The 22,925-nt window shown below is 62.9% G+C and carries 24 protein-coding genes, 2 tRNA genes and 1 pseudogene; 10 read left to right on the top strand and 17 right to left on the bottom strand.

The genetic code is table 11. The annotated features are described in order from the left end of the window. The first annotated feature begins 283 nt into the window (after positions 1 to 283). The 5 genes and pseudogenes from rpoD (at position 284) to yqeK (ending at position 3,133) form a co-directional block, all read left to right on the top strand. Positions 284 to 1,015: pseudogene (gene rpoD, locus NZ951_00540) on the top strand (RNA polymerase sigma factor RpoD). Positions 1,016 to 1,020: 5 nt separating this feature from the next. Continuing rightward, a complete protein-coding gene (locus tag NZ951_00535) occupies positions 1,021 to 1,986 on the top strand; it encodes a hypothetical protein (GenBank protein ID MCS7206419.1) in 966 nt (321 codons plus the stop codon). Positions 1,987 to 2,030: 44 nt separating this feature from the next. Beyond that, positions 2,031 to 2,107: transfer RNA gene (locus tag NZ951_00530), tRNA-Asp, on the top strand. 79 nt (positions 2,108 to 2,186) lie between these two features. Continuing rightward, on the top strand, positions 2,187 to 2,531 hold the full coding sequence (locus NZ951_00525) for a histidine triad nucleotide-binding protein (GenBank protein MCS7206418.1): 345 nt from the start codon (positions 2,187 to 2,189) through the stop codon (positions 2,529 to 2,531). 2 nt (positions 2,532 to 2,533) lie between these two features. Next, positions 2,534 to 3,133: a bis(5'-nucleosyl)-tetraphosphatase (symmetrical) YqeK gene (gene yqeK, locus NZ951_00520; GenBank protein MCS7206417.1), complete on the top strand. Its 600-nt coding sequence runs from the start codon at positions 2,534 to 2,536 to the stop codon at positions 3,131 to 3,133. Positions 3,134 to 3,339: 206 nt separating this feature from the next. Here yqeK and NZ951_00515 read toward each other — a convergent pair whose 3' ends face one another. Continuing rightward, complete coding sequence (locus NZ951_00515) at positions 3,340 to 4,290, bottom strand: ribose-phosphate pyrophosphokinase (protein MCS7206416.1); 951 nt, start codon at positions 4,288 to 4,290, stop codon at positions 3,340 to 3,342. A 51-nt stretch (positions 4,291 to 4,341) separates the two neighbouring features. Further along, positions 4,342 to 5,151 (bottom strand): enoyl-CoA hydratase, encoded by an 810-nt coding sequence (locus tag NZ951_00510; protein MCS7206415.1) that lies wholly within the window; start codon positions 5,149 to 5,151, stop codon positions 4,342 to 4,344. Positions 5,152 to 5,347: 196 nt separating this feature from the next. Between NZ951_00510 and NZ951_00505 the strand changes: the two genes are divergently transcribed. The 4 genes from NZ951_00505 (at position 5,348) to NZ951_00490 (ending at position 10,136) form a co-directional block, all read left to right on the top strand. Next, positions 5,348 to 5,587 (top strand): hypothetical protein, encoded by a 240-nt coding sequence (locus NZ951_00505; GenBank protein ID MCS7206414.1) that lies wholly within the window; start codon positions 5,348 to 5,350, stop codon positions 5,585 to 5,587. A 342-nt stretch (positions 5,588 to 5,929) separates the two neighbouring features. Beyond that, entirely contained in the window at positions 5,930 to 6,337 is a 408-nt protein-coding gene (gene rplS / locus NZ951_00500; GenBank protein ID MCS7206413.1) for a 50S ribosomal protein L19, read from the top strand. A gap of 23 nt (positions 6,338 to 6,360) precedes the next feature. Then, positions 6,361 to 8,754 (top strand): primosomal protein N', encoded by a 2,394-nt coding sequence (gene priA, locus NZ951_00495; GenBank protein ID MCS7206412.1) that lies wholly within the window; start codon positions 6,361 to 6,363, stop codon positions 8,752 to 8,754. Between the two features lie 101 nt (positions 8,755 to 8,855). Continuing rightward, complete coding sequence (locus NZ951_00490; protein ID MCS7206411.1) at positions 8,856 to 10,136, top strand: MFS transporter; 1,281 nt, start codon at positions 8,856 to 8,858, stop codon at positions 10,134 to 10,136. 27 nt (positions 10,137 to 10,163) lie between these two features. Here the strand turns inward: NZ951_00490 and NZ951_00485 are convergent, their stop codons facing one another. Further along, complete coding sequence (locus NZ951_00485) at positions 10,164 to 11,594, bottom strand: FAD-dependent thymidylate synthase (protein ID MCS7206410.1); 1,431 nt, start codon at positions 11,592 to 11,594, stop codon at positions 10,164 to 10,166. 151 nt (positions 11,595 to 11,745) lie between these two features. After that, positions 11,746 to 13,257, bottom strand: coding sequence for a bifunctional phosphoribosylaminoimidazolecarboxamide formyltransferase/IMP cyclohydrolase (gene purH / locus NZ951_00480; protein MCS7206409.1), 1,512 nt, complete (start codon positions 13,255 to 13,257; stop codon positions 11,746 to 11,748). Positions 13,258 to 13,307: 50 nt separating this feature from the next. Here purH and amrS point away from each other — a divergent pair, with 50 nt between their 5' ends. Continuing rightward, positions 13,308 to 14,432 (top strand): AmmeMemoRadiSam system radical SAM enzyme, encoded by a 1,125-nt coding sequence (gene amrS / locus NZ951_00475; GenBank protein MCS7206408.1) that lies wholly within the window; start codon positions 13,308 to 13,310, stop codon positions 14,430 to 14,432. 3 nt (positions 14,433 to 14,435) lie between these two features. Here amrS and NZ951_00470 read toward each other — a convergent pair whose 3' ends face one another. The 13 genes from NZ951_00470 to trpE form a co-directional block, all read right to left on the bottom strand. After that, positions 14,436 to 14,768 (bottom strand): hypothetical protein, encoded by a 333-nt coding sequence (locus tag NZ951_00470; protein MCS7206407.1) that lies wholly within the window; start codon positions 14,766 to 14,768, stop codon positions 14,436 to 14,438. Between the two features lie 24 nt (positions 14,769 to 14,792). Then, positions 14,793 to 14,864 (bottom strand) — tRNA-Pro (locus NZ951_00465). Between the two features lie 52 nt (positions 14,865 to 14,916). Then, a complete protein-coding gene (gene cofE, locus NZ951_00460) occupies positions 14,917 to 15,675 on the bottom strand; it encodes a coenzyme F420-0:L-glutamate ligase (protein ID MCS7206406.1) in 759 nt (252 codons plus the stop codon). A gap of 12 nt (positions 15,676 to 15,687) precedes the next feature. After that, a complete protein-coding gene (locus NZ951_00455) occupies positions 15,688 to 16,506 on the bottom strand; it encodes an alpha/beta hydrolase (GenBank protein ID MCS7206405.1) in 819 nt (272 codons plus the stop codon). A gap of 34 nt (positions 16,507 to 16,540) precedes the next feature. After that, entirely contained in the window at positions 16,541 to 17,518 is a 978-nt protein-coding gene (locus tag NZ951_00450; protein MCS7206404.1) for a thiamine pyrophosphate-dependent dehydrogenase E1 component subunit alpha, read from the bottom strand. A 117-nt stretch (positions 17,519 to 17,635) separates the two neighbouring features. Next, positions 17,636 to 18,154 carry an LEA type 2 family protein gene (locus NZ951_00445; GenBank protein ID MCS7206403.1) on the bottom strand — a complete coding sequence of 173 codons (519 nt, stop codon included), beginning with the start codon at positions 18,152 to 18,154 and terminating at the stop codon, positions 17,636 to 17,638. 8 nt (positions 18,155 to 18,162) lie between these two features. Beyond that, positions 18,163 to 19,332, bottom strand: coding sequence for an acyl-CoA dehydrogenase family protein (locus NZ951_00440; protein MCS7206402.1), 1,170 nt, complete (start codon positions 19,330 to 19,332; stop codon positions 18,163 to 18,165). Between the two features lie 31 nt (positions 19,333 to 19,363). Continuing rightward, complete coding sequence (locus tag NZ951_00435; protein ID MCS7206401.1) at positions 19,364 to 19,600, bottom strand: Lrp/AsnC ligand binding domain-containing protein; 237 nt, start codon at positions 19,598 to 19,600, stop codon at positions 19,364 to 19,366. 188 nt (positions 19,601 to 19,788) lie between these two features. Next, complete coding sequence (gene tsaA, locus NZ951_00430) at positions 19,789 to 20,241, bottom strand: tRNA (N6-threonylcarbamoyladenosine(37)-N6)-methyltransferase TrmO (GenBank protein ID MCS7206400.1); 453 nt, start codon at positions 20,239 to 20,241, stop codon at positions 19,789 to 19,791. Positions 20,242 to 20,247: 6 nt separating this feature from the next. Beyond that, positions 20,248 to 20,478, bottom strand: a complete 231-nt coding sequence (locus NZ951_00425; protein ID MCS7206399.1) for an Lrp/AsnC ligand binding domain-containing protein — start codon at positions 20,476 to 20,478, stop codon at positions 20,248 to 20,250. Positions 20,479 to 20,502: 24 nt separating this feature from the next. Next, on the bottom strand, positions 20,503 to 20,760 hold the full coding sequence (locus tag NZ951_00420; GenBank protein ID MCS7206398.1) for a hypothetical protein: 258 nt from the start codon (positions 20,758 to 20,760) through the stop codon (positions 20,503 to 20,505). Beyond that, positions 20,757 to 21,353: an aminodeoxychorismate/anthranilate synthase component II gene (locus NZ951_00415; GenBank protein ID MCS7206397.1), complete on the bottom strand. Its 597-nt coding sequence runs from the start codon at positions 21,351 to 21,353 to the stop codon at positions 20,757 to 20,759. The genes NZ951_00420 and NZ951_00415 overlap by 4 nt, the downstream gene beginning before the upstream one ends. Positions 21,354 to 21,365: 12 nt before the next feature. Further along, positions 21,366 to 22,877, bottom strand: a complete 1,512-nt coding sequence (trpE, locus tag NZ951_00410) for an anthranilate synthase component I (protein ID MCS7206396.1) — start codon at positions 22,875 to 22,877, stop codon at positions 21,366 to 21,368. Positions 22,878 to 22,925: the final 48 nt, after the last annotated feature.

The raw sequence follows: 22,925 nt of genomic DNA, 5'->3' as shown, positions 1-22,925 counted from the left end.
CCAGGAGGCCCGCCGCCGTCAACTGGAACAGGCGCGTGCCGTGGCTGACGACGTGGCCCGCTACGCCTTGGACATCCTCCAGGTCTCCCAGGCGGATGTGGAGCAGGCCATCATCCGTCTCTCCCTCAACAGCCGGCTGTTGCACCCAGCTGTGGTGGAAGCGGTGGGCGAAGAGCGCACTCTGGAGGATTTGCGCCATTGGGTAGAGGACCAGGACCAGGTGCGTCAGGCATTGGAGCCTTTGGAGGCTCTGCTGGATGCCCACCTGGGGCGTATCGTGGCTGAGGGGGAGAGGGCAAAAAAGCACCTCACAGAGGCCAACCTGCGCCTTGTGGTCAGCGTCGCCAAGAAATACATCGGGCGGGGGATGAGCCTTTTAGACCTGGTGCAGGAGGGGAATATCGGCCTCATCCGCGCCGTGGAGAAGTTCGACTATCGCAAAGGCTATAAGTTCTCCACCTACGCCACTTGGTGGATTCGCCAGGCCATCACCCGCGCCATTGCCGACCAGGCCCGTACCATCCGTATCCCCGTGCACATGGTGGAGACCATCAACAAGATGACACGGGAACAGCGCCGCCTCGTTCAGGAGATGGGGCGGGAGCCAACCGCAGAAGACCTGGCCAAGCGGATGGATATTACTCAGGAGCGGGTGCAAGACATCTTCCGCATCGCCCAGGAACCCGTCTCCCTGGAGATGCCTATCGGCGAGGAGGAGGACTCGCACCTGGGGGACTTTATTGAAGACCGCACCATCCCCCAACCGTTGGAGGCTGCCGCTCAGCAACTCATGCGCGAGGCCGTCCAGCAGGCCTTACGCACCCTCACCGAACGGGAGCGCCGAGTATTGGAGATGCGCTTCGGACTGATAGACGGCCGCGCCCGCACCCTGGAGGAGGTGGGACGGGCCTTCAATGTTACCCGTGAGCGCATCCGCCAGATTGAGGCCAAAGCGTTGCGCAAACTCCGCCACCCTACCCGCAGCAAGAAACTCCGGGACTTCCTGGAGGGGTAAGGGCTGTGGAGCACTGGGAGGGGTGTATCTCCCCCACCCCACCCTTCAGCCTGGCCCTCACCGCCGGCTACCAAACCGCCTTCCAGGGCCAGGTGGGGGCCGATACCTTCCAGAACGGGGTCTTCTCCCGCCTGCTGGTGCGCCACACACGCCCCCTCCTGGTGCGCATCACCACCCTGTCCCACCCCGAAGACCCCGACCACCCCTCCCTGGGCATCCAGGTCGTGGGGCCGACCCTTTCCCCCCAGGATACCGCCTGGGCTATGGAGCGGGCCGAATGGATTCTTAACACTTCCGCCGACCTCAAGCCCTTCTATGCCCACATCCGGAGCGACCCCGTGCTGGGGCCTGCCCTGGGCCTTCTGTATGGCCTCCATCCCCCGCGCATGCCCAGCCTCTTTGAGAGCCTGGTGTTTGCCATCTGTGGCCAACAGGTGTCTGCTGGGGTGGCGCGCCACATTCGCACCCGCCTGGTGGAGCAGTTCGGGGAGAGCCTGGAATGGAACGGGCAGGTGAGAAGAGCCTTCCCCAGCCCAGAGCGCATCCTGAAAGCCAGAAGAGGGGGCTTGCGCAGCGTGGGCCTCAGCGAGCGCAAAGTGGAGTACATCCTAGAGTGCGCGCGCCAGGCGGTTGAAGGCCTTCTGCCCCTGGAGGATATGGGCTTGGGGCATCCCCAGCAGATGCGGGAGCGCCTTCTCCGCCTGAGGGGTGTGGGCCAATGGACAGTGGAGTGGGTGTTTCTGCGGGGCTTGGGGCACCCGGGGGTGTTCCCCGCGGGCGACTTAGCCCTTCAGCGCCTGTTGGCACGCCTGTATACGGGGGGCGCCCCCCTAGACGCAGAGGGGGCACAGGCACTGGCCCAACGCTGGGGCCCTTGGAAGGGGTATGCGGCGGTGCTCCTGTTTGCGGGGGCGCGCCTGGGAATCTGGGAGACCCTGTCCCGACGCTCCGCCCCGAGTGTGCCCGTGTAGCTTGTTGACACCTGGCCTGCTCTCCCATAAGATAGGACATGACCGGCCCGGTGGTGTAGCGGCCTAACATACCGCCCTGTCACGGCGGAGATCGGGGGTTCGAATCCCCTCCGGGTCGCCAGCCCAGTCCGCCATGGGGCATCTGCTCCTCCCCGTCTATGCTACAATAATCCCCACCAGTGCCCAGGAGGCAAAGGCGTATGCCCCAAGATTGCATCTTCTGCAAGATCTATCGCCGCCAGGTTCCCAGCACCATCCTCTATGACGACGGTCAGGCCTTTGTCATTCGTGATATTCGCCCTAGGGCACCGGTGCACCTCCTGATTATCCCCACCCGCCACTTCACCTACCTCACCTACCTCACGGAAAGCTTAGAGCCGATGGTGGGCCACCTCTTCACAGTGGCTGAGGAGATGGCCAAACGGGAGGGCCTGGGGGCGACGGGTTACCGTCTGATTGTGAACCAGGGGCCCAACTCCGGGCAGGAGATTTCCCACCTACACCTGCACCTTTTGGGGGGCAAACGCCTGGGGCCTTTGGGCTAACCGTGCGCGCCATCCCACCCCTTCTGGAAGAAGCGCTGCGCCGTCTCCCCGACGGTCTGCAGGCTCATCTCTGGCGCACGCAAGCCCTGGCTCGGGAGCTGGCCCGCCACCACGGCCTGGACGAGGACACGGCCTCCCTGGCTGCCCTCGCCCACGACTTATGCCGTGCTGAACCTCCCCACCTGTTGCTGCAGGAGGCGCGCCAGCAGGGGCTAACAGTGCATCCCGTAGAGGAGGCCGTCCCCCTTCTCCTGCACGGCCCTGTAGCGGCTCTGCGCTTGCAAGGGATGGGTATCACCCACCCAGAGGTGCTGGACGCCGTGCGTTGGCACACCACAGCCCACCCCCTCTTGACGCCTCTAGGCAAGGTGGTTTTCCTCGCCGACAAACTGGATGAGGGCAAATATGCCCAGGCCGTCCCCTTCCTAGACGAGGTGGCCAGTCTGGCCCGCCACAACCTGGACACGGCCATGCGAGTCTATTTGCGTCGGCAGATTGTCCGCCTGGTAGAGCAGGGCAACCTCCTACATCCCGCAACGGTGGACGCCTGGAACGCCCTCCTGCAGGCACAAGGCATTGCGCCCAGCGCACCTGTGCTCTGACTGGCGGAAAACCCCAGGCCAGGGGGCGGCTAGGGGCCACGGGCTTTCGCACAGGCGCCGCTCCCAGGCAGGCGATGCCCGCTTCTGACGGTGGGCGGGCTTTTCGGTCGTGAAAAGGGGCGGGGGTGACGCCATCGTCCAGGACAGCGCTACACCAGTGTCGGCCCCTGCATGCATACCCCCTGGCTACCATTTGAGGCACCTTGTTACTCGGCGAACATAGCCCCCACCGAGAGCCCCTCGTGAATACGGCGTATAGCCTCACCAAGCAAGGGCGCCACCGAAAGCACGGTGATCTTCGGGTTACGCTTGTCGGGCGGAAGGGGCAGGGTATCGGTAATGACCACCTCTTTGATAGGGCTGGCGGCGATGCGCTCCAAAGCCGGTCCCGAAAACACCCCGTGGGTGGCGCAGGCGTAAATCTCCACCGCCCCGGCACGACGCAAAGCCTCTGTGGCAGCCAGCAGCGACCCTGCCGTGTCTATCTCATCATCCAGGGTAACGGCTATCTTCCCCCGCACATCCCCGATGATGTTCAGGGACTCGGTGCGCTCTAGGTTACCTAACCGTCGCTTCTCAATAATGGCCAGGGGGACTCCTAACCGCTGAGCCATATTGCGGGCCGCCTTGCTGATACCAATGTCCACCGCGACGACCACCATATTGGTGAGACCCTTGTCGGCGATGTAACGCGTCAGCAGAGGGCGGGCGGATAACTCGTCCACCGGGATGTTGAAAAAGCCCTGAATCTGCTCCGAGTGGAGGTCTATGGTAAGCACTCGGTGAGCACCTGCAGTGCTAACCAAGTCGGCTATCAGGCGTGCGGTAATGGGGACACGGGGCTGGTCTTTTTTATCGGTGCGGCCATAGGCATAGTAGGGGATGACAGCGGTGATGCGCCCCGCCGACGCCCGTTTGGCGGCGTCGATCATGATAAGCAGTTCCATAATCGTATCGTTCACGGGGTAGGCGAAAGGTTGGACGAGGAACACGTCCCGCCCGCGGATGTTCTCGAGGTATTGGACAAAGGTGTTATCGTTACTGAACTTGAACACCGTGGCTTGGCCCAGGGGGATGCCTAAATAGGCACAGATGCCCTTGGCCAGTTCGGGATGGGCACGCCCACTAAACACCCTGAGAGGCTCATAGATGGGCATAGAAGACCTCACTCCAAGGAGTAATGCCTCTGGGGTCTGTGCACAGGCCCCTCAGCGCCCCTTATAGACCGGCTTCCGCTTCTCACGGAAAGCGGCCACACCCTCGCGGTGGTCTTCGGAGGTGAGGGTGATGGTCTCGGCGGCAGCGGCCATCAGCATTGCCGTCTCCAGGTCCACCTCCAATCCCCGGTAGAGCATCATCTTGGCCAGGCGAATTGCAATAGGCGGGCCTTCGGCGATACGGGTAGCCAGAGCCAAGGTCTCCTCCTCTAGGCGCTCTTTCGGAACCAGGCGGTTGAGCAGGCCGAAGCGAAAGGCCTCCTCGGCCTCTAACCAGTCGCCGGTGAACAGGAGTTCCGCCGCCTTGGGGATGCTCCCCAAAGCGCGGGGGTAGAGCCATGTGCCCCCATACCCCGGGAAGAGGCCAATACGCACGAAGGCTACCATGAAACGACTATCGGGACAGCCCACCCGCAGGTCGCAGGCGCAAGCCAGGTCAAAGCCCGCCCCCGCTGCCAGACCGTTGATCATCCCGATGACGGGTTTCTCCATCCTGTGTATCCCCAGCATAATACGCTGGGGGTAGCGGAAACCCCGGCGGAGTTCCTCGGCGCTGGGGCTGTCGTGAGGGCCTCCCCCACCAGCCATGCCACTCACATCAGCACCCGAGCAGAAGGCACGCCCTGCCCCCGTGAGCACTACCACCCGCACCCGGTCATCGTTGGCGACCCGCTCTACTGCATCCGCCAGTTCCTCCAGCATCGTGCTGTTAATGGCGTTCAAGCGATCGGGACGGTTTAGGGTAATGCGGGCGATGCGCTCATCACCCCATGTGTCGAGCACGATGGTCTCGTAAGGCATGCCCCCTCCTTCCGCAGGCCATTATAGCATCGCCTTCGGTAGGGGATGCCCCCTCCGCAAGGGGACGAATCCAATGTGACACACAAAGTGGGGGACGCACTCCCATAGGCTTTTTCAGATTTTTCCGCTCTTGACATCCTGGGCGCAACGGGTTACCTTTGGCACCGATAGCCCGCAGAGGAGGTCGCTGGGGATTATGTGCCAATTCTACCGCCGCCTAAAACGCAACCCTAATTACCCCGTTATCATAGGTGTGCTGTCGGTGGGGGCTTTCGCCCTGGGGGCGGCCACTCTGGTACTTTTGGACATCGCCTCGGGGTCCCTGGAGCAGAGGATGGGGCTGCGGGTGTGGAGCGCATTACTCACCGGCATGACCTTCGCCGTCGTGTTCAATGTGGCCGTGGGATTGGTGGGAATCCTATGTGGGGAGGAGTAACCGGTTCCGAGGCCACGGTAAGGTGGTCAGAGGAATGGTGCTGGTGTGAGCCGTGTCTGTTTGCTCCATTGGCCTGCCCATCGGCCTGTTCGCAGGAGAGCATTCCCAGGCCCACTGCCGAGTGGTTCTTGCACAAGGGGTACACGAGAATTCCACAGGCGAAGTGGTAGCCGGCCCTGGTGGTGCTCCCGCTGGGGGGGATTGGTGGCTTGCGCCTGGAGGATTGGGTGAGTCGTCAAGGGGGAGGCTAGAGCCGAAAGGTCCCCTTCTTCTCCCGTTGCGCATTCTTAGGTGGCGTGATAGCATATAGTCCCAGAGAGTGTACACAGCGAGGCCGGTTCCATGCCTGAAGCCCACCACTTGGTTCGTTTGGAGGGTGCTCCCAGTCTGCCCGATTTTCGCCCCGGGGATACGGTGCGTGTCCTGTTCCGCATCAAGGAAGGGGACAGGGAGCGGGTGCAGGCCTTTGAGGGGGTGGTGATACGCAAACGGGGGACAGGACCCGGGGCGACATTTACCGTTCGCCGCATGGCTTACGGCACAGGGATTGAGCGCACCTTCCCCGTTGCCTCTCCCATGATTGCGGGGGTAGATGTGGTGCGCAGGGGGAGCGTACGCCGGGCCCGTCTGTACTACCTTCGCAACCTCACGGGTAAGGCGGCGCGCATTAAAGAAGGGGCGCGCCGTTCCCCCACTTCTGCTGAAGTTACTTCTCCCGCCCCCTCCCCTGCGCCTTCGTCCTCCTCCTAAGGAGCCGGTGCCGGGTGCGGTTTGTGTCAGTGGCTGTGGACGCCCCTTTGGCACCAGGGCGTTGCCTCACCTATTCTGTGCCAGCAACTTTGGATGTCCAGCCGGGCCACGCCCTGTGGGTGCCTTTGGGGGCGCGCCTGGCCTTCGGTGTGGCGATGGAGGTCTTGGACAGCCCTCCCCCCTTCCCCACACGGCCCATCGCTGGCCTGGTAGACCCTGAACCCCTTTTGCCCCCACCCTATCTCTCTTTGGCCCAGTGGCTCAGCGAGACCACACTTTCCCCACTGATGGATGCGGTGGCCCTCTGCCTGCCCCCGGGATATCGGCGGCGTGTGCGGAGAGTCTTCGCCCCCACGCAGACTCCGACTCCACCAAAGATGCCCGAAGAGGCTCACAAAGTGTGGAACCTCCTTTCGGCCGCTCACCCTTTCACCACGGCCCAGATACAAGAGCGATTGGGGCGGGCGGGAGTGCGTGGCCTGCGCTGGCTGTTGGCCCACGGTTTGGTTGCAAGCGCGTGGTGTATGGAGCGCCCCCGCGTTCGGCACAAAAATATCGCCCTTCTGCACCTGGCCTCCACCCAACCACCCACCCACACCCTCTCCGCACGCCAGCAAGCCCTGCTGGAGCACCTGCGTGCTCACAGCCCCCTTCCCCTGGCATCTGCTCGCAAAGAGTTCGGAGCCTCTGCGGTGCACGGTTTGCTGCGCCGGGGACTGGCCTCGGTGGAATACTCCCCTGTGGTGCGCGACCCTTTGGCGGGGCTGACCTTTGCAGTGCATCCTCGGCCTTCCCTGACGGCGGAACAACAACAGGCGTATATGGCGGTGGCTGAGGCTTTGGAGGGGCGCTCACCTCGAAGGGTTTTTCTCCTCTACGGGGTTACGGGGAGCGGAAAGACCGAGGTCTACCTGCGTGCCCTGGAGCACTGCCTCGCCCTGGGCAAAAGAGCCATCTACCTCGTCCCCGAAATCTCGTTGACGCCTCAATTGGTGGAGCGGGTAGGGAGCCGTTTCCCCGAAGGGTTGGGACTGCTTCACAGCGGTCTGTCCCTGGGCCAACGGTTTGATACCTGGTGGCGCGCCCGTCAGGGGCAGGTGCGCCTCCTGCTGGGGGCGCGCAGCGCTGTGTTCGCCCCTCTGCCCCACCTAGGCCTCATCGTGCTGGACGAGGAACACGACCCCTCCTACAAGCAGGACGACCTCCCCCCGCGTTACCACACACGGGAAGTAGCCCTGCAGTTGGCACGCCTGACTGGAGCAGTGGTGCTAATGGGAAGTGCTACCCCCAGCGTTACATCCACCTATCAGGCGCAACGGGGTGACTGGGGGTTCCTCACCCTGCCCTATCGTATCCGCACAGGAGCAGGGGGCGAAGCCCGCCCCGGCCCCCTCCCCAGGGTGGAGGTGGTGGATATGCGGGAGGAACTCAAGGCCGGGAATAAAAGCATCTTTAGCCGCGCGCTGCAGACGGCCCTGGAAGAGACCCTGGCCAAAGGCTTACAGGCCATCCTATTCTTGAACCGGCGGGGGGCGGTGCCCGTGGTCCAGTGTCGGGAGTGTGGGGAAACCGTGCGTTGCCCGTCCTGCGACTTCCCTTTTACCTTGCACCATCAGCCGACCCCCGCGCTGGTGTGTCACCATTGCGGACGGCGTCGCAGGGTGATAGAGCAGTGCCCCGCCTGTGGGAGCACCCGTGTGCGCCACTTGGGCATAGGCGTTCAGAGGGTTGCCAGCGAAGTGGAAGCCCGCTTTGGCGTCCGCCCCTTACGCTGGGACCGGGATGTGGCCCACCGTTTTCAAGAACATTGGGACATTTTGGCACGTATGGAAAGGGGGGAGTCCCCCATTTTGGTGGGAACCCAGATGGTGGCCAAAGGGCTGCATCTGCCCCGGGTGGCGCTGGTGGGAGTTATCTTGGCCGATGTCGGCCTAACCCTCCCCGATCCCTTTGCAGGGGAGCGGGTTTTCCAGGTGCTCTGCCAAGTCGCTGGCAGAGCCGGGCGGGAAGAGGAGCCGGGACGGGTCATCATTCAGACATACCGCCCCGACCACTACGCCCTGGCGGCAGCCACACGGCAAGACTTTTTGGCGTTCTATACACAGGAGATAGCCCGACGGCAACGGTGGCTGGATCCTCCTTTCCGCCGCCTAGCCCTTCTCCGCTTCCGCCACACTAATCCCCAGCGGGCTCAAAGAGAGGCTTACCGTTTGGCTACTGTGCTGCGGGAGGCCAAAGCGTCGCAGGGCCTGAGCCAGGTGGACATTGTGGGGCCTGCACCCGCCTATCCCCCGAGGGAGAAGGGGCACTACCGCTGGCACATTCTCGTCCGTGCCCCTGACCCTGTGCCCATCCTGCGGGATGTCCCCATCCCCCTGGGATGGAGCGTGGACATAGACCCTGTCGCTTTGATGTGATGTTTGCCGATGTGTGAACAGAGGATGACCAGCACACCCAGCGCAAGCTCATCCTCTGGTGCACCCACTAGGACAGGATTACAATAGAGGGCGTTAGCATTATGGATAAAGCGACAGACAAAGCGGTTGACTCCGCACCCTCGTCGACCCACCCTGAAGGTGCACGCACCGCAGGCCTCGCCCGCACCTTCCTTTCCCTGCGCCATCGGGACTTTCGGTTCCTGTGGATGGGCACCCTCTCGGCTGGGGCAGCCTTATGGATCCAACAAGTGACCCTGGGGTGGCTGGTCTACACCCTTACTGGCTCGGCCATTCAGTTGGGGCTTATCAACGGCATGCGTACCCTGCCGGTGTGGTTCATGGCCCCTTTGGCCGGGGTGTTGGCCGACCGCTGGAACCGCCGGCCTTTGCTCATCGGTGTGGAGGCCATCTTGGCAGTGGGAGCGTTCCTATTCGCGTTGGATGTGGCGCGGGGGTGGGTGCAGGTGTGGCATGTATATACCTTTGCCTTTTTGATGGGGTGTGGCACCTCTTTCTACCAGACCCTCCGTCAGGCCGCCGTGCCGAGCACCGTTCCCCGCGTTGACCTGATGAACGCTATCGCCCTCAGTTCGGCGGCCTTCAACTTCACCCGTATCTTGGGGCCGGCCGTGGGGGGCGCCCTCATCGCCCTGGTGGGGATGGCCGGCAACTTCTTCATCCAAGCGGGATGTTATGTCTGGTCGGCAGTGAGCATGGCTAGCATCCGTACCCCCTTGCCTCCCGGCGGAGAGGGGCGCACCCAGCCCATCCATCGCTCCTTCTTGGAAGGCGTGCGGTATGTGCAACGGGATAAGCAGCTTCTTTCCCTTATCGTGATCGGCCTGCTCCCCTTCCTATTGGCTATGCCCGTGAACAGCCTGATGCCGATCTTCGCCAAGGATGTGCTGGGGATGGGGCCAGAGGGCTTAGGACTACTGTTAAGTTCCCTCGGGGGGGGAGCGCTGTTAGGCTCCCTGATGCTGGCGACGATGGGGAATGTGCGTCGTAAGGGGTTAGTGGCCTTCCTTGGCCTGGCGATGATGGGGGCAGGGTTGGTGCTGTTCGGCTTCTCCCGCTGGCTCCCCCTGTCCATTGCGCTGTTGATTACTGTAGGCGCGGGGCAAATGACCTTTATGGCCAGCAACAACACTCTGATCCAAATGGTGGTATCCGACCACTATCGGGGGCGGGTGATGAGTATCTACAGTCTTGACCAGGGGCTGGTGCCTTTGGGGAGCCTGTTGGCCGGTGTGTTGGCGACCTACATTACCGCACCGTGGGCTGTGGTGAGCATGGGCGGGTGCCTGTTGCTTCTGGGGTTAGCAGCTGCGGTTGCCCTGCCCAGTGTGCGCCGATTGTAGCCTCTCAAGAAGGCACAGGCACCCCTCTCACCGTGTGCGCCGACGGAACCAGCGGAAAATGCTCGGATACTGCTGGTGGAGGAGGGCTAATGCCTGCTCCATCACCTCTCGCAGGGAGAAGTGGGCCTGGGGGCCGGTGCGCAGGCGCAGGATATGCCACGCCTCCCGCAGGTTCATATGGGCCAGAACCCGTCGCCGGTGGGCGTGGGTAACCAGGTATTCCGCCACACGGGGGTTCCACTGGACCACCTCCCGCCACACCCGTTCCGCGGTGTGCAAGGCCTGATGATACACCCCCTCTAACCCCGCCTGCCACAGGAGTTCGGGGACCACATACCCCAAATCCGCGCGCAGGGGCTGAGCGATGTAGGTCTGCATGCGGTGGCGTTTGAACTCCCGATACGCTCCATAGTCCAGAACCACCTCCAGGGTTACCGAGGCCATCTCCAAAGCGCGGGGTGGGCTGTCAAAGTCGCCCAAAGTGCCCAGCACGCGGGCGAAAAGAGCCTGACGCTCCTCGGCCGAGAGGCGTCGCACCGTTTCAGCCACCTGGTGATAGGATTGGCCCAGGGCGGGGTAAAGGAACGCCGCTAAGATGCGCTCCTCGCCGTTAGGATCGGCCCACACCAGGCGCACCGTGCTAGAGGTTTCCACCGTCCCCACGCCCGCAGGCCATTCGGCACCTACCTGGCGCAGACCCTGCAGATACTTGGAGGCCTCGGCATACTTCACCAGAGTGGGCGTGATGCGGCGCCCCTGCTCTTTTAGGGTCTGACCGATGTCCCGCTCCTCCTGAAGGTCGGACGATAAGAGTTTTGTTATAGCGTGTTCCAGGGTGCGGGCATTCATCGTAACGCCGACATTGGTAAGGGTGGCAGCGGGCAAAACGAACCGGCAGGCATCGATGGCCTCCCGCCGCAAGCGAAGGGCATAGGCAGTCTCCTTCTCCTGAGGCTTTGGGGGGCGGACGCTCTTCAGATAGTCCACACAGGCAGGGAGCATGCGCTCGTAGGCCCCGAACAAAGCCTGGCACGCCTCCACATAGGCCCGCCGCAAGGCGGGGTGCGTGTCCAACTCGGGCGGAATAAAAAAGGCATCCGAAGGCATGACCTGGAAGCGGGACGACTTCTCGGTATAGGACGCCAAACGATTGTCCTCTAACGCATCGCAAGCCAAACGGGAGATGTTCTCTACAGCGAAATGCAAAACGGCATGCTCGGCTACTGAGGCATGACCATATCCCAGCACCCACTTCTCGTGGAACTCGCTGGCTTTGGTCTCGCTCACTTGCCGGGCGATCTCGTCAAAGGCCTCGGGGCGCCGCGAAGTCATAGCAAAAACGACGGCTAGCTGTTCAGGAGTAAGATCTCTTTCATCGAGGGGATAAATGCGGCGCGGATAGCGTGGGGAGGGAATAAGGGGGTACTGTTGCCCGTCGTGGAGGATTTCAGAAACCATAGAGCATCTACTCCTCTTGCCGCACGCCCTTGCGTGGCGGGCAACGCATTGGCATCCAGATACGCAGCGAAGACCTATGCGCAAGGGGAAATTCTCCCCCAGCCATTCTCCAGTCCCTTTAGACCCCGTTCTCCTTTTTGTGGCAGTCTTGTCAATGACGGAAGTGGCGGACGCCTGTGCATACCATAGCTAAACCTAATCGGTCGGCGGCGGCGATGACGTCGGCATCCCGAATAGAGCCACCCGGCTGAATGATGGCCGTTACACCTCCCTCGGCTGCCGCCTCCACACCGTCGGGGAAAGGGAAAAAAGCGTCGCTGGCGAGAACACTCCCCCGCGCACGCGCCCCCGCCACCTGCACCGCCAGACGCACGCTGGTGACCCGGTTGGGCTGGCCCGCCCCCATGCCCACGAGAGCTTTGTCCTTGACGAGAACGATGGCGTTAGACTTGACGTGCTTGACCACTCCCCAGGCAAAGGTCAAGTCCTCCCATTCGGCCGGGGTGGGAGGGCGTTGAGTTACCACTTTCCAGGTGGCCGTGTCTTCCCGGAGGGTATCGGCAGTTTGGACGAGGAATCCCCCGCTTACGGTGCGCACCTCCAAGCCTTCGCCTCCCGTAGGCACCTCCAGGATGCGTAGGTCGCGCCGTTTGGTAAGAATGGCGAGGGCTTCGGAGGTGTAGCCGGGAGCCACCACCACCTCATAGAACACCCCTCGCATTGCGTCGGCAACCGCACTGGACACAACCCTGTTGAACCCCACAATCCCTCCATAGGCGGAGACGGGGTCGCCCGCATAAGCCCGCCGATAGGCTTCAACCAGGTCCGCGTGCACGGCCAAACCACAGGGATTGGTATGCTTGACGATGACACACGCCGGCTCGGTCCATTCATTGACCGCCTCCCAGGCGGCCGAAGCGTCCAGAATGTTGTTATACGAAAGTTCCTTTCCGTGCAATTGGCGAGCCTGGGCGATGCCTCCCCGAACGGGTGCCCACGCATACAAAGCACCCTGCTGGTGGGGGTTTTCACCGTAACGCAGACGCTGCACAAGACGCCCTCCAAAGGTCATCTCTGCGGGAAACAGTTCGGTATCCCCGCGCAGCCAACGGGCGATGATTGTATCGTAAAGAGCCACATGCTGAAACGCCTTGGCTGCGAGGGCGCGCCGTTCGGCAAGGGTCAGGGTGCGGGCAACGACCTTCTCGCCCACCCAGGAGTAGTCGGTGGGGTCGCACAAGGGCACGACGGCGGGGAAGTTCTTAGCGGCGGCCCGCAGCAGAGTCGGCCCGCCGATGTCTATCTGCTCCAGGGCCTCGTCCAGTGGCACATCCGGGCGCTGGATGGTCGCCTCAAAGGGGTATAGGTTGACAACGACGATGTCAATGGGGACGAGATTGCGCCGCCCTAGTTCGGCCATGTGCTCAGGCTTGTCCCGACGGGCCAAAATGCCGGCGTGAATGACGGGATGCAGAGTCTTCACCCGTCCGTCCAAAAGTTCAGGGAAGCGGGTGAGGTCCGAGACCTGCTGAACAGGGATACCCTCTTGGGACAGGAGGCGCGCCGTGCCCCCCGTGCTGATGAGGCTCACCCCCGCCTGATGTAGACGGCGCGCCAAGTCCACTACCCCCCGTTTGTCGGAGACGCTCACCAAAGCACGCATGGATATCTCTCCTTTCCCCCCATGCTACACTGAAAAAGGGGAGGTGGGGTATGCCGTTGCTCAAGGCCGAGGTGCGCCCGCTGGCGGAGGTGTTGGACACCCTCACCCGTGAGGGGGAATGCTACGAGCGTCTGGAGGAGAACAAAGTTCGCTGCTGGGCGTGCGGGCACCGGTGCCTCATCCTGCCGGGGCATCGGGGAATCTGCCAGGTGCGCTTTAATAAGGATGGACGCCTCCGGGTGCCATGGGGGTATGTGGCAGCCTTGCAGGCCGATCCCATTGAAAAAAAGCCCTTGTTCCACTTCCTTCCCGGCTCCGTCGCCCTCACCTTCGGTATGCTCGGCTGTGACTATCACTGCCCCTACTGCCAGAACTGGATCACTTCTCAAGCCCTGCGCGACCCTGCCGCACGCGCCCAGCCCTACGAGGTCTCCCCAGCCACTCTGGTGCGGATAGCCGTTCACGAAGGGGCCCGGGTGGTGGCCAGTTCCTACAACGAGCCCCTGATCACCAGCGAATGGGCAGTAGCCGTGTTCAAGGAGGCGCGTCAACGCAGCCTCCGCACCGCCTATATCTCTAACGGCAACTCAACCCCGGAGGTGCTGGCCTATCTGCGCCCTCACCTGGACGCCTATAAGATTGACCTGAAGTCCTTCAACGACCGCTCCTATCGCAGACTGGGGGGCGTGTTGGAGCGGGTGCTGGACACTATCCGTCGCACCTTCCAGATGGGGTACTGGGTGGAAGTGGTTACTCTTTTGGTGCCCGGCTTCAACGACGGGGAGGAGGAGCTGCATAGCGCCGCCCGTTTCCTGGCGTCCATCTCCCCGGACATACCCTGGCATATCACCGCCTTCCACCCAGATTATAAGATGCAAGATACCGCAGCCACTCCTACTCACCGTCTCGTGTGGGCGTGTGGCATCGCACGGCAGCACGGCTTGCGCTTCGTGTATGCGGGGAACTTGCCCGGCCGCGTGGGACCTTATGAGCACACCTTCTGCCCCAGCTGTGGGCGACGCCTAATCGCCCGCTGGGGCTTCACTGTTCTAGAATATGCCCTTACTCCCCACGGCACCTGCCCCTCCTGCGGACGGCCCATTCCAGGCGTCTGGGCAGGTGCAGACGGCCGCATAGTGCATATTCCTATGGAGGGGCAACCGGCGTTGGGATAAGGGTTAGCCGAGGGTGGGCAGGTCTTGGCGCGCGGTGGCGACGGCCCGCGCCACCTCCTCCCGTAGAAAAGACGCCTCCGGCGGCCAGGGGCGGGCCAACACCTTTTCCAGAGCCTCCAGCAGGCCTTCGAGGCGTTGACGCACAAAGCGATAGGCGCTTTCGGCCTCCTCGCTTTGTCGGCGCAAAGCTTGGATGTCTTCTATACGGGCGTTCAGGAGGGCGTTGAGGGCTTCGGCCTGCTTCTGCACCTGCTGGAACTGCTGATACAACTCCGCCCAGTCCTTGGCCAACTGGCGGGCCTGGGCATACAGGGGATCCTGTCGACGGGGAGGCATCCGACCCTCTCCCACACCGGCCTCTCGGGGAGGCGGGATTTGAACCCGCGACCTCACGGACCCGAACCGTGCGCGCTCCCCCTGCGCCACTCCCCGACGCATTTTTATCATAGCGTAAAGACGCTACGCCCACAAGGGCGTTCCAGGTTCAGCGAAACATATCCTGGGACGGCTCCCGTAGAAGGGCCCTGGCCGACCCCTCTGTGGGCTGGTACGGGTATCCCCGCACGATGACCACCGGCACCAACCCTGTCTTGCCCATGACCAGATCCGCAGCACTGGCGATCTCATCAGCCACAGCAGCGATGCTCACCCGCAGTTCCTTGCCATAGGTATCCTTGCGCCCGCGGTAGTCCACCAGAGGCTCCATCCCCGCTACCCCAATGGCCACATTGGTGGTGCCCTCCCGCCACGGACGCCCAAAGGTATCGCTGATGATGACCGCCACCGTTACCCCAGCGCGCGCGCGGATACCCTGACGCACCCGTCGTGCCGAGGCGTCAGGGTCTTGGGGTAATAAGGAGACCACTCCCTCCCCAGGAATGTTGGATGCATCCACCCCCGCATTGGCGCAGATAAAGCCGTGATGGGTTTCGCAGATGATAACGCCCCGATCCATGCGCACGATGCGTCTGCTCTCCCGCAGCACCACCTCCACATGGCGGGGGTCTTTGTCCCACTGCTGGGCAATATGGCGCGCGAAGGGAGAGGGTTCCACCGTCCCCAAGTCCACTAGCCGCCCCTCAGCTTTGGAAACGATCTTTTGGGTGATGACCACCACATCCCCGTTGTGGAGGGGGGTGCCTTGCGCGTGGCTGGCCTGAACGATAAGATACGCCAGGTCGTCCCCGGGGCGCACTTCCGGGATTCCGCTAATCCCAATTAGATGGACAGCGGGGTATGGCATAGGTGTCATCCCCTATTGGCCCCGCTCCACCCGCTCCAGGAAGGCGTCCAGAGTGTGCAGGAATGTGGGTAGGGCCTCCAGATGCGTCCAATGCCCCACACCGGGCACCGCCACCACCTGGGCCTTGGGAACCTTTTGCCCGATGAAGCGCGATGCCTCCACCACGGGCTCGTCCAACTCGCCATAGACTACTAGTGTGGGCACCGTCAACCGCACCAGGAAGGGCTCGAGTTGGAAGATGGTGGGACGGCGCATCTGCACACCCCGAATGGTGCGGGCGATGCCCTGGGGGGAACAGGCCAGCACCTCTCGGGCGAGGCGTGGCCCCAACTGGGGATGGGAAAAAGCGGGTTTCCACGCAGGGAGAGTCTGAATCTCCCTCAGCACCCGTTCCATCCCTTCTTTCTCGGCCAGGTCGGCCAAGAGACCCATGCGGGCGCGCCACCCCTCGGTGTCGGTGGAGCCGGAGCCTATACCTACGAGCACAAGGGCACGACACCGCGTAGGGTAGCGGAAGGCGAAGTGCAAGGCCACATTGCTCCCCATAGAGTGGCCCCCCACAACGGCTTGTGGAACGCCCAGGGCGTCCAAGACACCCCGCACATCCTCCACCAGCAGGTCTTGCGCGTAGTCTTCCGGTCGGGAGGGCACCTCGGAGCGCCCGTGGGCACGTGCATCATAGGCCACGGAACGATACCTGCCCTGCAGATGGTCGGCCACCTCGCGCCACTGGTCAGAGGTGCCGAACAAACCGTGATGCCACACGATGAACGGACCTCCACCCCACTCTTGGTAAAAGATGCGTATGCCGTTGGCGAGGATGTTGGGCATCGCACCCTCCCTGGGGGCGCTATCAGCTCCCCTCTTATATGGTCAAACCCGTGCCCCGTACTAGCCAGTCCCGCGGGATAGTTACATAGACATCCGTCAGCACCTCTTCGGGGGGCGGTAAGGGACTTTGGTCAGCAAAGCGCACCGCCTCCTCAATCAGGTCCACCACCTGCTTCTGGATAGAGTCCAGTTCCTCGGGGGTGCAGACCTTCTCCTCCAGGAGGCGTCGCCGAAAGGTCGGGATGGGGTCGCGGGCGCGGTAGGCGCGCTCCTCCTCCTCGGTGCGGTAGGTGCGTGGGTTATCGCCACTGAAGTGGCCGTAGAAGCGATAGGTCTTGCATTCTAGGAAGGTTGGCCCCTGCCCGGCCCGTGCCCGACCGATGGCCACGCCCGCCTTGTCGTACACATCTAGCACATCCATCCCGTCAACGATGACACCCGGCATGTTGTAGGCGGCCGCACGGCGTGCCAGGTCAGGCACTGCCGAGGAGTACTCCACCGGGGTCGACTCGGCATACAGGTTGTTTTCGCAGACGAAGATGACAGGTAACCTCCAAATGGCGGCCAAGTTCATACTCTCGTGAATCACACCCTGATTGGCCGCACCGTCCCCGAAGAACGCCACGGCCACCCTGTCCTCCCCCCGCAGGCGGGCGGCCAGAGCCGCCCCCACAGCCAGGGGCACACTGGCCCCCACAACGCCATTGGCCCCCAACATCCCCTTGCCCATATCGGCGATGTGCATGGAACCGCCCTTGCCCTTATTCGTTCCTGTGCTGCGCCCGAACAGTTCGGCCATCATAAGGCGGGGATCCACCCCCTTGGCGATGCAGTGACCGTGCCCCCGGTGGGTGCTGGCGATGGCATCGCGGGGCCCCAGGTGGGCGCAGATACCGGTCGGCACCGCCTCCTGCCCTGCCGAGGAGTGCATCCCCCCGAAGGTGCGGCGGGCGCTGACCTCGGCCATGGCCCGCTCCTCAAACTCACGGATGGTGCACATGGTGCGGTACATCCACAGCAAACGCTCTTTGGTGATCTCCAGCACGGCTCCCTCCTGGGGCGCGGTTCAGCCTCATCCTAGCAAGTGGCGAACAGGTGTCAAGAAGAGACAACCCCAAATGTGCTGCGGTTAGCGCAGCAGGAAGGCCGTCCGCTCCTGCTCAAAAGGGATGGTGAAGGCAGTGGGGCCAACCTTCACCCGCACCGTTCCGCTTATCTTTATCGGCACCACCCCCCCTTGGGCGAGGGCGGTAGCGAGGGCTTGCACCAGAGCAAGGTTATCCACCGTTACAGGTAACTCCAAGGCGGTGCTCCCCTGCGGGCGTATCTGAAAGTCTCGCTTCTCCCCTCGGCCGAGCACAACCCAGACTTCCCCCCGCCGGAAAAAGATATCGTAGGTAACACTCTCAATGTGCGCCCCGATGGGGTTAGGGTTATCCACCGTGGCCTGGGCCTCTACCAGCATGCTGGTGGGGCTAATGCTCCGCAGGCGTGCCCCGGATACCTCCACCCGGGGTTTGGCCGCCTCCACCCGCTCCTGGACAGCTCGACAGCCCCAGCCGAGTCCTACGACAAGGGCCAGGAGGGCGACCCCCACCACCAACCCAACCCGTCTCCCCAGAGGCGCAGCCCCCCAAGCCAGGCGCAAGGCGACCCTTACCCCCTGGGCAGACCCAATCCTCGCAGAGCGATGATATTGCGCTGGATTTCGCTGGTGCCGGCACCGATACTGGTGGAACGCGCACATAGCCACAGACGACTGATCACACCCCCCAAAGGTGCTTTGGGCGCGCCTTTATCCAGCAGGCCGTACACCCCCAGCATCTCCATCCCTGTGTGGGCCACCCTCTGGAGCAATTCGGTGCCAAACACCTTGCTGATAGATGCCTCTTTGTTGGGCACCTGCTTTTGGCTCTGCAGGTATGCCACGTGGTAGGCCAGCAGGCGCCCCACCTGGGCCTCTAAGTACAACTCGGCCAGGCGGGCGCGCCAGCGGGGGTCCTTGGCCAACCGGCCCCCATCGGCCTCCCGGGCGAACTGTGCCAGGTCCTCCGTGTATTTGCGGGCTTGGGTGGGATATTCCACACCCGAACGCTCAAAGTCCAGGAGAGTTACCGCCACATACCACCCTCGGTCCACCTCCCCCACCACTTGGCGCTTGGGCACGCGCACATTGTCAAAGAACACCTGATTGAAGTGATGCACCCCGGCCATATTCACAATGGGACGCACCTGAACGCCGGGACTCCGCATACTCACCAGGAAGAAGGTGATGCCCCGATGTTTAGGGGCATCGGGATTGGTGCGGGCCAGCAGGAACATCCAATCGGCGCGGTGGGCACGGCTCGTCCAGATTTTGGAGCCATTGATGATGAAGTCATCACCGTCGGCTACAGCGCGGGTTTGCAGAGACGCAAGGTCGGAGCCCGAGCCCGGCTCCGAGTACCCTTGGCACCAGTTCACCTCGCCACGGGCGATGGGGGGCAAAAACTCCCGCTTCTGTTCCTCGGTCCCCCAAAGCATCAGGGTCGGCCCCAGCATCTTGATCCCGCTGGTGTCCACCCCCGGGGCGCGGAAGTAGGCCACCTCCTCGGCAAAAATGGTCTGGGTGATTTGGGAGGCAGCCTGTCCCCCGTATTCCTTAGGCCAGCCGATAGTAAGCCAGCCCTTTTGGGCCAGGAGGCGCTGCATGCGCCGATGTAGGGCCTCATCCTCTTCGTCCCCCAGCGTGACAGGGCCGGTGTACCCAGGGGGCAGTTCCCTCTGCAGAAAGGCACGAACCTCCTGGCGAAACGCCTCTTCCTGTGGAGTGAAACGATACTCCATCCCCCCTCCCTGTTACTTGCCTGCTGGCGCCCTAACGGACGGTTACCGAAAGGCAGGTAACGGTGCGCAAGACCCCACTGACGGTGTGAATCTTCTCCGTAACGGTCTGGCCGATGGTGTTGAGGTCATCCGCCTCCAAAACCGCAATGACATCGTAGGGGCCCGTCACGGCGTCCACGGAGCGCATCCCTGAAATGGTGCGCAGAGCCTGTACCACATCCCGGGTCTTCCCCACGGCGGTCTCAATGAGGATGTACGCCTTGGTCATGGCTTACCTCCGTTGCCCACTGCGTCGCCGGTGCGAGGGGTAACCCCATGCTAGGCGCCAAGGAGGGGGCTGTCAATAGGACGATGGGCTCAATGCTCGGAACAGGTGGCGGGATTGAACAGCCAAGCCACCCTCACCAGGGATATACCCCCACGCTCCCGCCGGGCTGGCAACCGAGGTTCGGAAAGTTAAATGGTCTTGACCCGATCGCCAAGTTTGGAGGGCCAAGAGGGCACCCGCAAGTGAACCACTTTATCACCACGGAGGTACGGCTTGATATCTAACACAGGCGTGCCATCCAAAGCGTCCAGGCCCCGCACCACCAGGGCGCGCCCGCGCCGCTCCAGCAGGCGCACTGCGGTGATGGCGATGGGGTTGGGGCGGCGTGGCGAGCGGGTGGCAAACAGCCCCACCTCCGGCAAGTCCTCCCGCCCCATGGGGTGGATGTGCAGAGAAGCGGGTGGTTCGGAACGATGGAGCCAAAAGATAACCCAAATATGGGAGAAGGCCTCTATGCCCTCCAGGGCGGGTTCCCACTGGGCATCAACCACAACTTCCGAGGTCACCTGCTCCCAGATGACCCCTTGCGGCTCGCTGATGCCATTGCGCACCACCCCGATTGGGGTGCAGAGGAAGGGCATGCGTGATCAGGAGTGCATCACCACACAGGTGAGGGTATTGCGGATGCCGGGAATGGGGCGCACTTCCTCCCTCAGGGTAGCTGTGACCCCATCCAAATCGGGGGCCTCCATCTCCACGATAATGTCAAACGGCCCCAGTACCTCGTTCACCTCTTTGAGGCGTGGGTTGCGTCGCAGCGTAGCGACGATTTGCTTTGTCAGAGCGGTGTCCACCGTGATGAGGATGTAGGCTTTCACTGCCAACGCCGGCTCCTTTCCGGGCTACGCCATTGGGCCACCCCGCTCCTCCAACTCCCCTCGGCAGGCGTCGCACCGCAAGTCTTCGTTGGAATCGCGGACCACAAACTCCTCCACGGGGACCGTGAGCACGATGCCACAGGAGGGACAATGGTAGCGCACCTCCTCGTCCCACACCTCTAGCCCCAAGTCCGCATACCACAAGAGCACCGCCTCCAGCGGTTTCCCGGACAAACGGGGGCTGTGGGCTCGGTGGGCAGAGACCAGTTCTTTCAGGTTCATGGCTTTCCCCGGCCTCCCTGCCTAGAGTATACCATATCCAGGAAATTGCGCAGCAGGTCCTTCCCCGCGGGAGTAGCGATGGATTCGGGATGGAACTGCACCCCTTCAATGGGCCAGGTGCGGTGGCGCAGGCCCATGATAAGCCCGGAGGCGGTGCGGGCGCTCACCTCCAGACACTCCGGCAGGCCCTCCTCGTAGACAACCAAGGAGTGATAACGGGTGGCAGGGAAGGGATTGAGCAAACCACGAAAGACCCCTTTACCATCGTGATAAATGAGGGAGGTCTTGCCGTGCACAATCTCCGGAGCCCGCCCCACCCGCGCTCCGAACACATGCCCAATGCACTGGTGCCCCAGGCATACCCCTAGCACGGGGATGCGCTGCCCGAAATGGCGAATGACGTCATTGGAGATGCCCGCCTCCCGCGGGGTGCACGGGCCAGGGGAGATTACAAGCCCATGGGGCTGCGTGGCCTCTAGGTCCTCCAAGGTGGCCTGGTCGTTGCGCACCACGCGCACCTCGGCTCCCAGCTCACACAGGTACTGATACAGGTTGTAGGTGAAACTGTCGTAGTTGTCTATGAGCACCAACATCGTGCGCTCCTTTTACCGCCCCACCTCGGCCTCCTGGATGGCGCGCAGAAGGGCACGGGCCTTATGGTGGCACTCCTCGTATTCCCCTTCGGGCGTGGAATCGTATACGATGCCCCCGCCCGCCTGCACATGGGCAACGCCATCCTTCAGCAGGATGGTGCGCAGAGTGATGCAGGTATCCATGTTGCCCGAGAAACTGAAATAGCCCACTGCGCCGGCGTAGGGGCCGCGGGCATCGGGCTCCAGTTCGGCGATGATCTCCATAGCGCGGACCTTGGGGGCTCCGGACACGGTGCCGGCGGGGAAGCAGGCCCGCAAAGCATCGTAACAGGTCAGGTCGGGGCGCAACCGCCCCATCACGTGAGAGACAAGGTGCATGACGTGGCTATAGCGCTCCACCTCCATCATCTGGGTAACCCGCACCGTGCCCGGCCGGCTCACCCGTCCAATATCGTTGCGCCCCAGGTCCAGGAGCATCAAGTGTTCGGCACGCTCCTTCTCACTGGACTTCAGTTCCTCCTCCAGGGCCTGGTCCTCCTCGGGAGTGCGCCCGCGAGGGCGGGTGCCGGCGATGGGATGGGTGGCCACTTCATCCCCCTCCACCCGCACTAGTAATTCGGGCGACGCCCCAATGAGGTAAAAGCCGTCCAAAGCCAGGAAGAACATATAAGGCGAGGGGTTGATGGCCCGCAAAGCACGGTAGAGGTCTAGGGGGCGGGCTGTGGTGGGGCACGAGAACCGCTGGGAGAGGACGACCTGGATAATGTCTCCCGCGCGGATGTACTCCTGGGCTTTGCGCACCATATCTAAATATTGGGGCTTGGGGATGTTGGAGGTCCAGCGGGGGCCTTCGCCGCGGGCGGATGAGCCATAATCCAGGCCCCCCGCAGGGGAGACGATGCTTTCCCGTCGGGTGGGTGCCCAGGGGCTGGTGGGACGGCGGGGGAGGGAAAGAGGGCGCCCCAGACGACGCACCACGCGCTCAATGCGCATCACCGCGTGGGCATAGGCCCGCTCCACCGAGCCGTCCAGGTAGGCGTGGCTCACCACCTTGATGGTGTGGCGCAGGTGATCAAACACGAGGAGGGTATCGCACAGCATGAACACCGCTTCAGGCAGGCCCAGCACATCCGCTTTTGGCGGCGGGACGCGCGGCTCAAAGTAGCGCACCACCTCATAGGCAAGGTAGCCCACTGCCCCCCCGTGGAAGCGGGGCAACCCCGCCACGGGCACGAGCCGATAGCGGGACAGTTCGGCCTGAATCACCTGCAGGGGGTCGCGGGCGCCGTCGGGTTGGTTGGGGCCGGTGCGGATGACACGGCGGGGCTCGGTCCCCAGGAAACTATACCGAGCTAGGCGCTCGCCCCCCTCCACACTCTCCAAAAGAAAGGCGTACGGAGGGCGCGCCACTTTGAGAAAAGCCGAGACGGGCGTCTCCAGGTCGGCGTTCAGTTCCCGATAAATAGGGACCAGGTTGCCGTGATGGGCGAGGCTCTTCACTTCGTCTAAGGTGGGGTAATACATGCTCTCCTCCTCGGGCCAGTGGGGAAACGGGGGGTGGCAACACCCAAC

Source organism: Dehalococcoidia bacterium (genome assembly GCA_025060295.1).
GTDB lineage: Bacteria > Chloroflexota > Dehalococcoidia > Lucifugimonadales > HRBIN23 > HRBIN23.
Note: the sequence above shows the minus strand (reverse complement) of the source record. Positions and strands in the feature narration are given on the sequence as shown.

Excerpts from the sequence above, each read along its gene's own strand:
- NZ951_00505 (MCS7206414.1), top strand. The coding sequence starts at position 5,348 with ATGTGCCAATTCTACCGCCGCCTAAAACGCAACCCTAATTACCCCGTT.
- NZ951_00455 (MCS7206405.1), bottom strand. The coding sequence starts at position 16,506 with ATGCCCAACATCCTCGCCAACGGCATACGCATCTTTTACCAAGAGTGG.
- NZ951_00450 (MCS7206404.1), bottom strand. The coding sequence starts at position 17,518 with ATGTACCGCACCATGTGCACCATCCGTGAGTTTGAGGAGCGGGCCATG.
- NZ951_00415 (MCS7206397.1), bottom strand. The coding sequence starts at position 21,353 with ATGTTGGTGCTCATAGACAACTACGACAGTTTCACCTACAACCTGTAT.
- NZ951_00440 (MCS7206402.1), bottom strand. The coding sequence starts at position 19,332 with ATGGAGTATCGTTTCACTCCACAGGAAGAGGCGTTTCGCCAGGAGGTT.
- rplS (MCS7206413.1), top strand. The coding sequence starts at position 5,930 with ATGCCTGAAGCCCACCACTTGGTTCGTTTGGAGGGTGCTCCCAGTCTG.
- NZ951_00525 (MCS7206418.1), top strand. The coding sequence starts at position 2,187 with ATGCCCCAAGATTGCATCTTCTGCAAGATCTATCGCCGCCAGGTTCCC.
- NZ951_00510 (MCS7206415.1), bottom strand. The coding sequence starts at position 5,151 with ATGCCTTACGAGACCATCGTGCTCGACACATGGGGTGATGAGCGCATC.
- amrS (MCS7206408.1), top strand. The coding sequence starts at position 13,308 with ATGCCGTTGCTCAAGGCCGAGGTGCGCCCGCTGGCGGAGGTGTTGGAC.
- NZ951_00490 (MCS7206411.1), top strand. The coding sequence starts at position 8,856 with ATGGATAAAGCGACAGACAAAGCGGTTGACTCCGCACCCTCGTCGACC.
- NZ951_00470 (MCS7206407.1), bottom strand. The coding sequence starts at position 14,768 with ATGCCTCCCCGTCGACAGGATCCCCTGTATGCCCAGGCCCGCCAGTTG.
- tsaA (MCS7206400.1), bottom strand. The coding sequence starts at position 20,241 with ATGCCCTTCCTCTGCACCCCAATCGGGGTGGTGCGCAATGGCATCAGC.
- NZ951_00435 (MCS7206401.1), bottom strand. The coding sequence starts at position 19,600 with ATGACCAAGGCGTACATCCTCATTGAGACCGCCGTGGGGAAGACCCGG.
- cofE (MCS7206406.1), bottom strand. The coding sequence starts at position 15,675 with ATGCCATACCCCGCTGTCCATCTAATTGGGATTAGCGGAATCCCGGAA.
- trpE (MCS7206396.1), bottom strand. The coding sequence starts at position 22,877 with ATGTATTACCCCACCTTAGACGAAGTGAAGAGCCTCGCCCATCACGGC.
- NZ951_00420 (MCS7206398.1), bottom strand. The coding sequence starts at position 20,760 with ATGAACCTGAAAGAACTGGTCTCTGCCCACCGAGCCCACAGCCCCCGT.
- NZ951_00515 (MCS7206416.1), bottom strand. The coding sequence starts at position 4,290 with ATGCCCATCTATGAGCCTCTCAGGGTGTTTAGTGGGCGTGCCCATCCC.
- purH (MCS7206409.1), bottom strand. The coding sequence starts at position 13,257 with ATGCGTGCTTTGGTGAGCGTCTCCGACAAACGGGGGGTAGTGGACTTG.
- NZ951_00485 (MCS7206410.1), bottom strand. The coding sequence starts at position 11,594 with ATGGTTTCTGAAATCCTCCACGACGGGCAACAGTACCCCCTTATTCCC.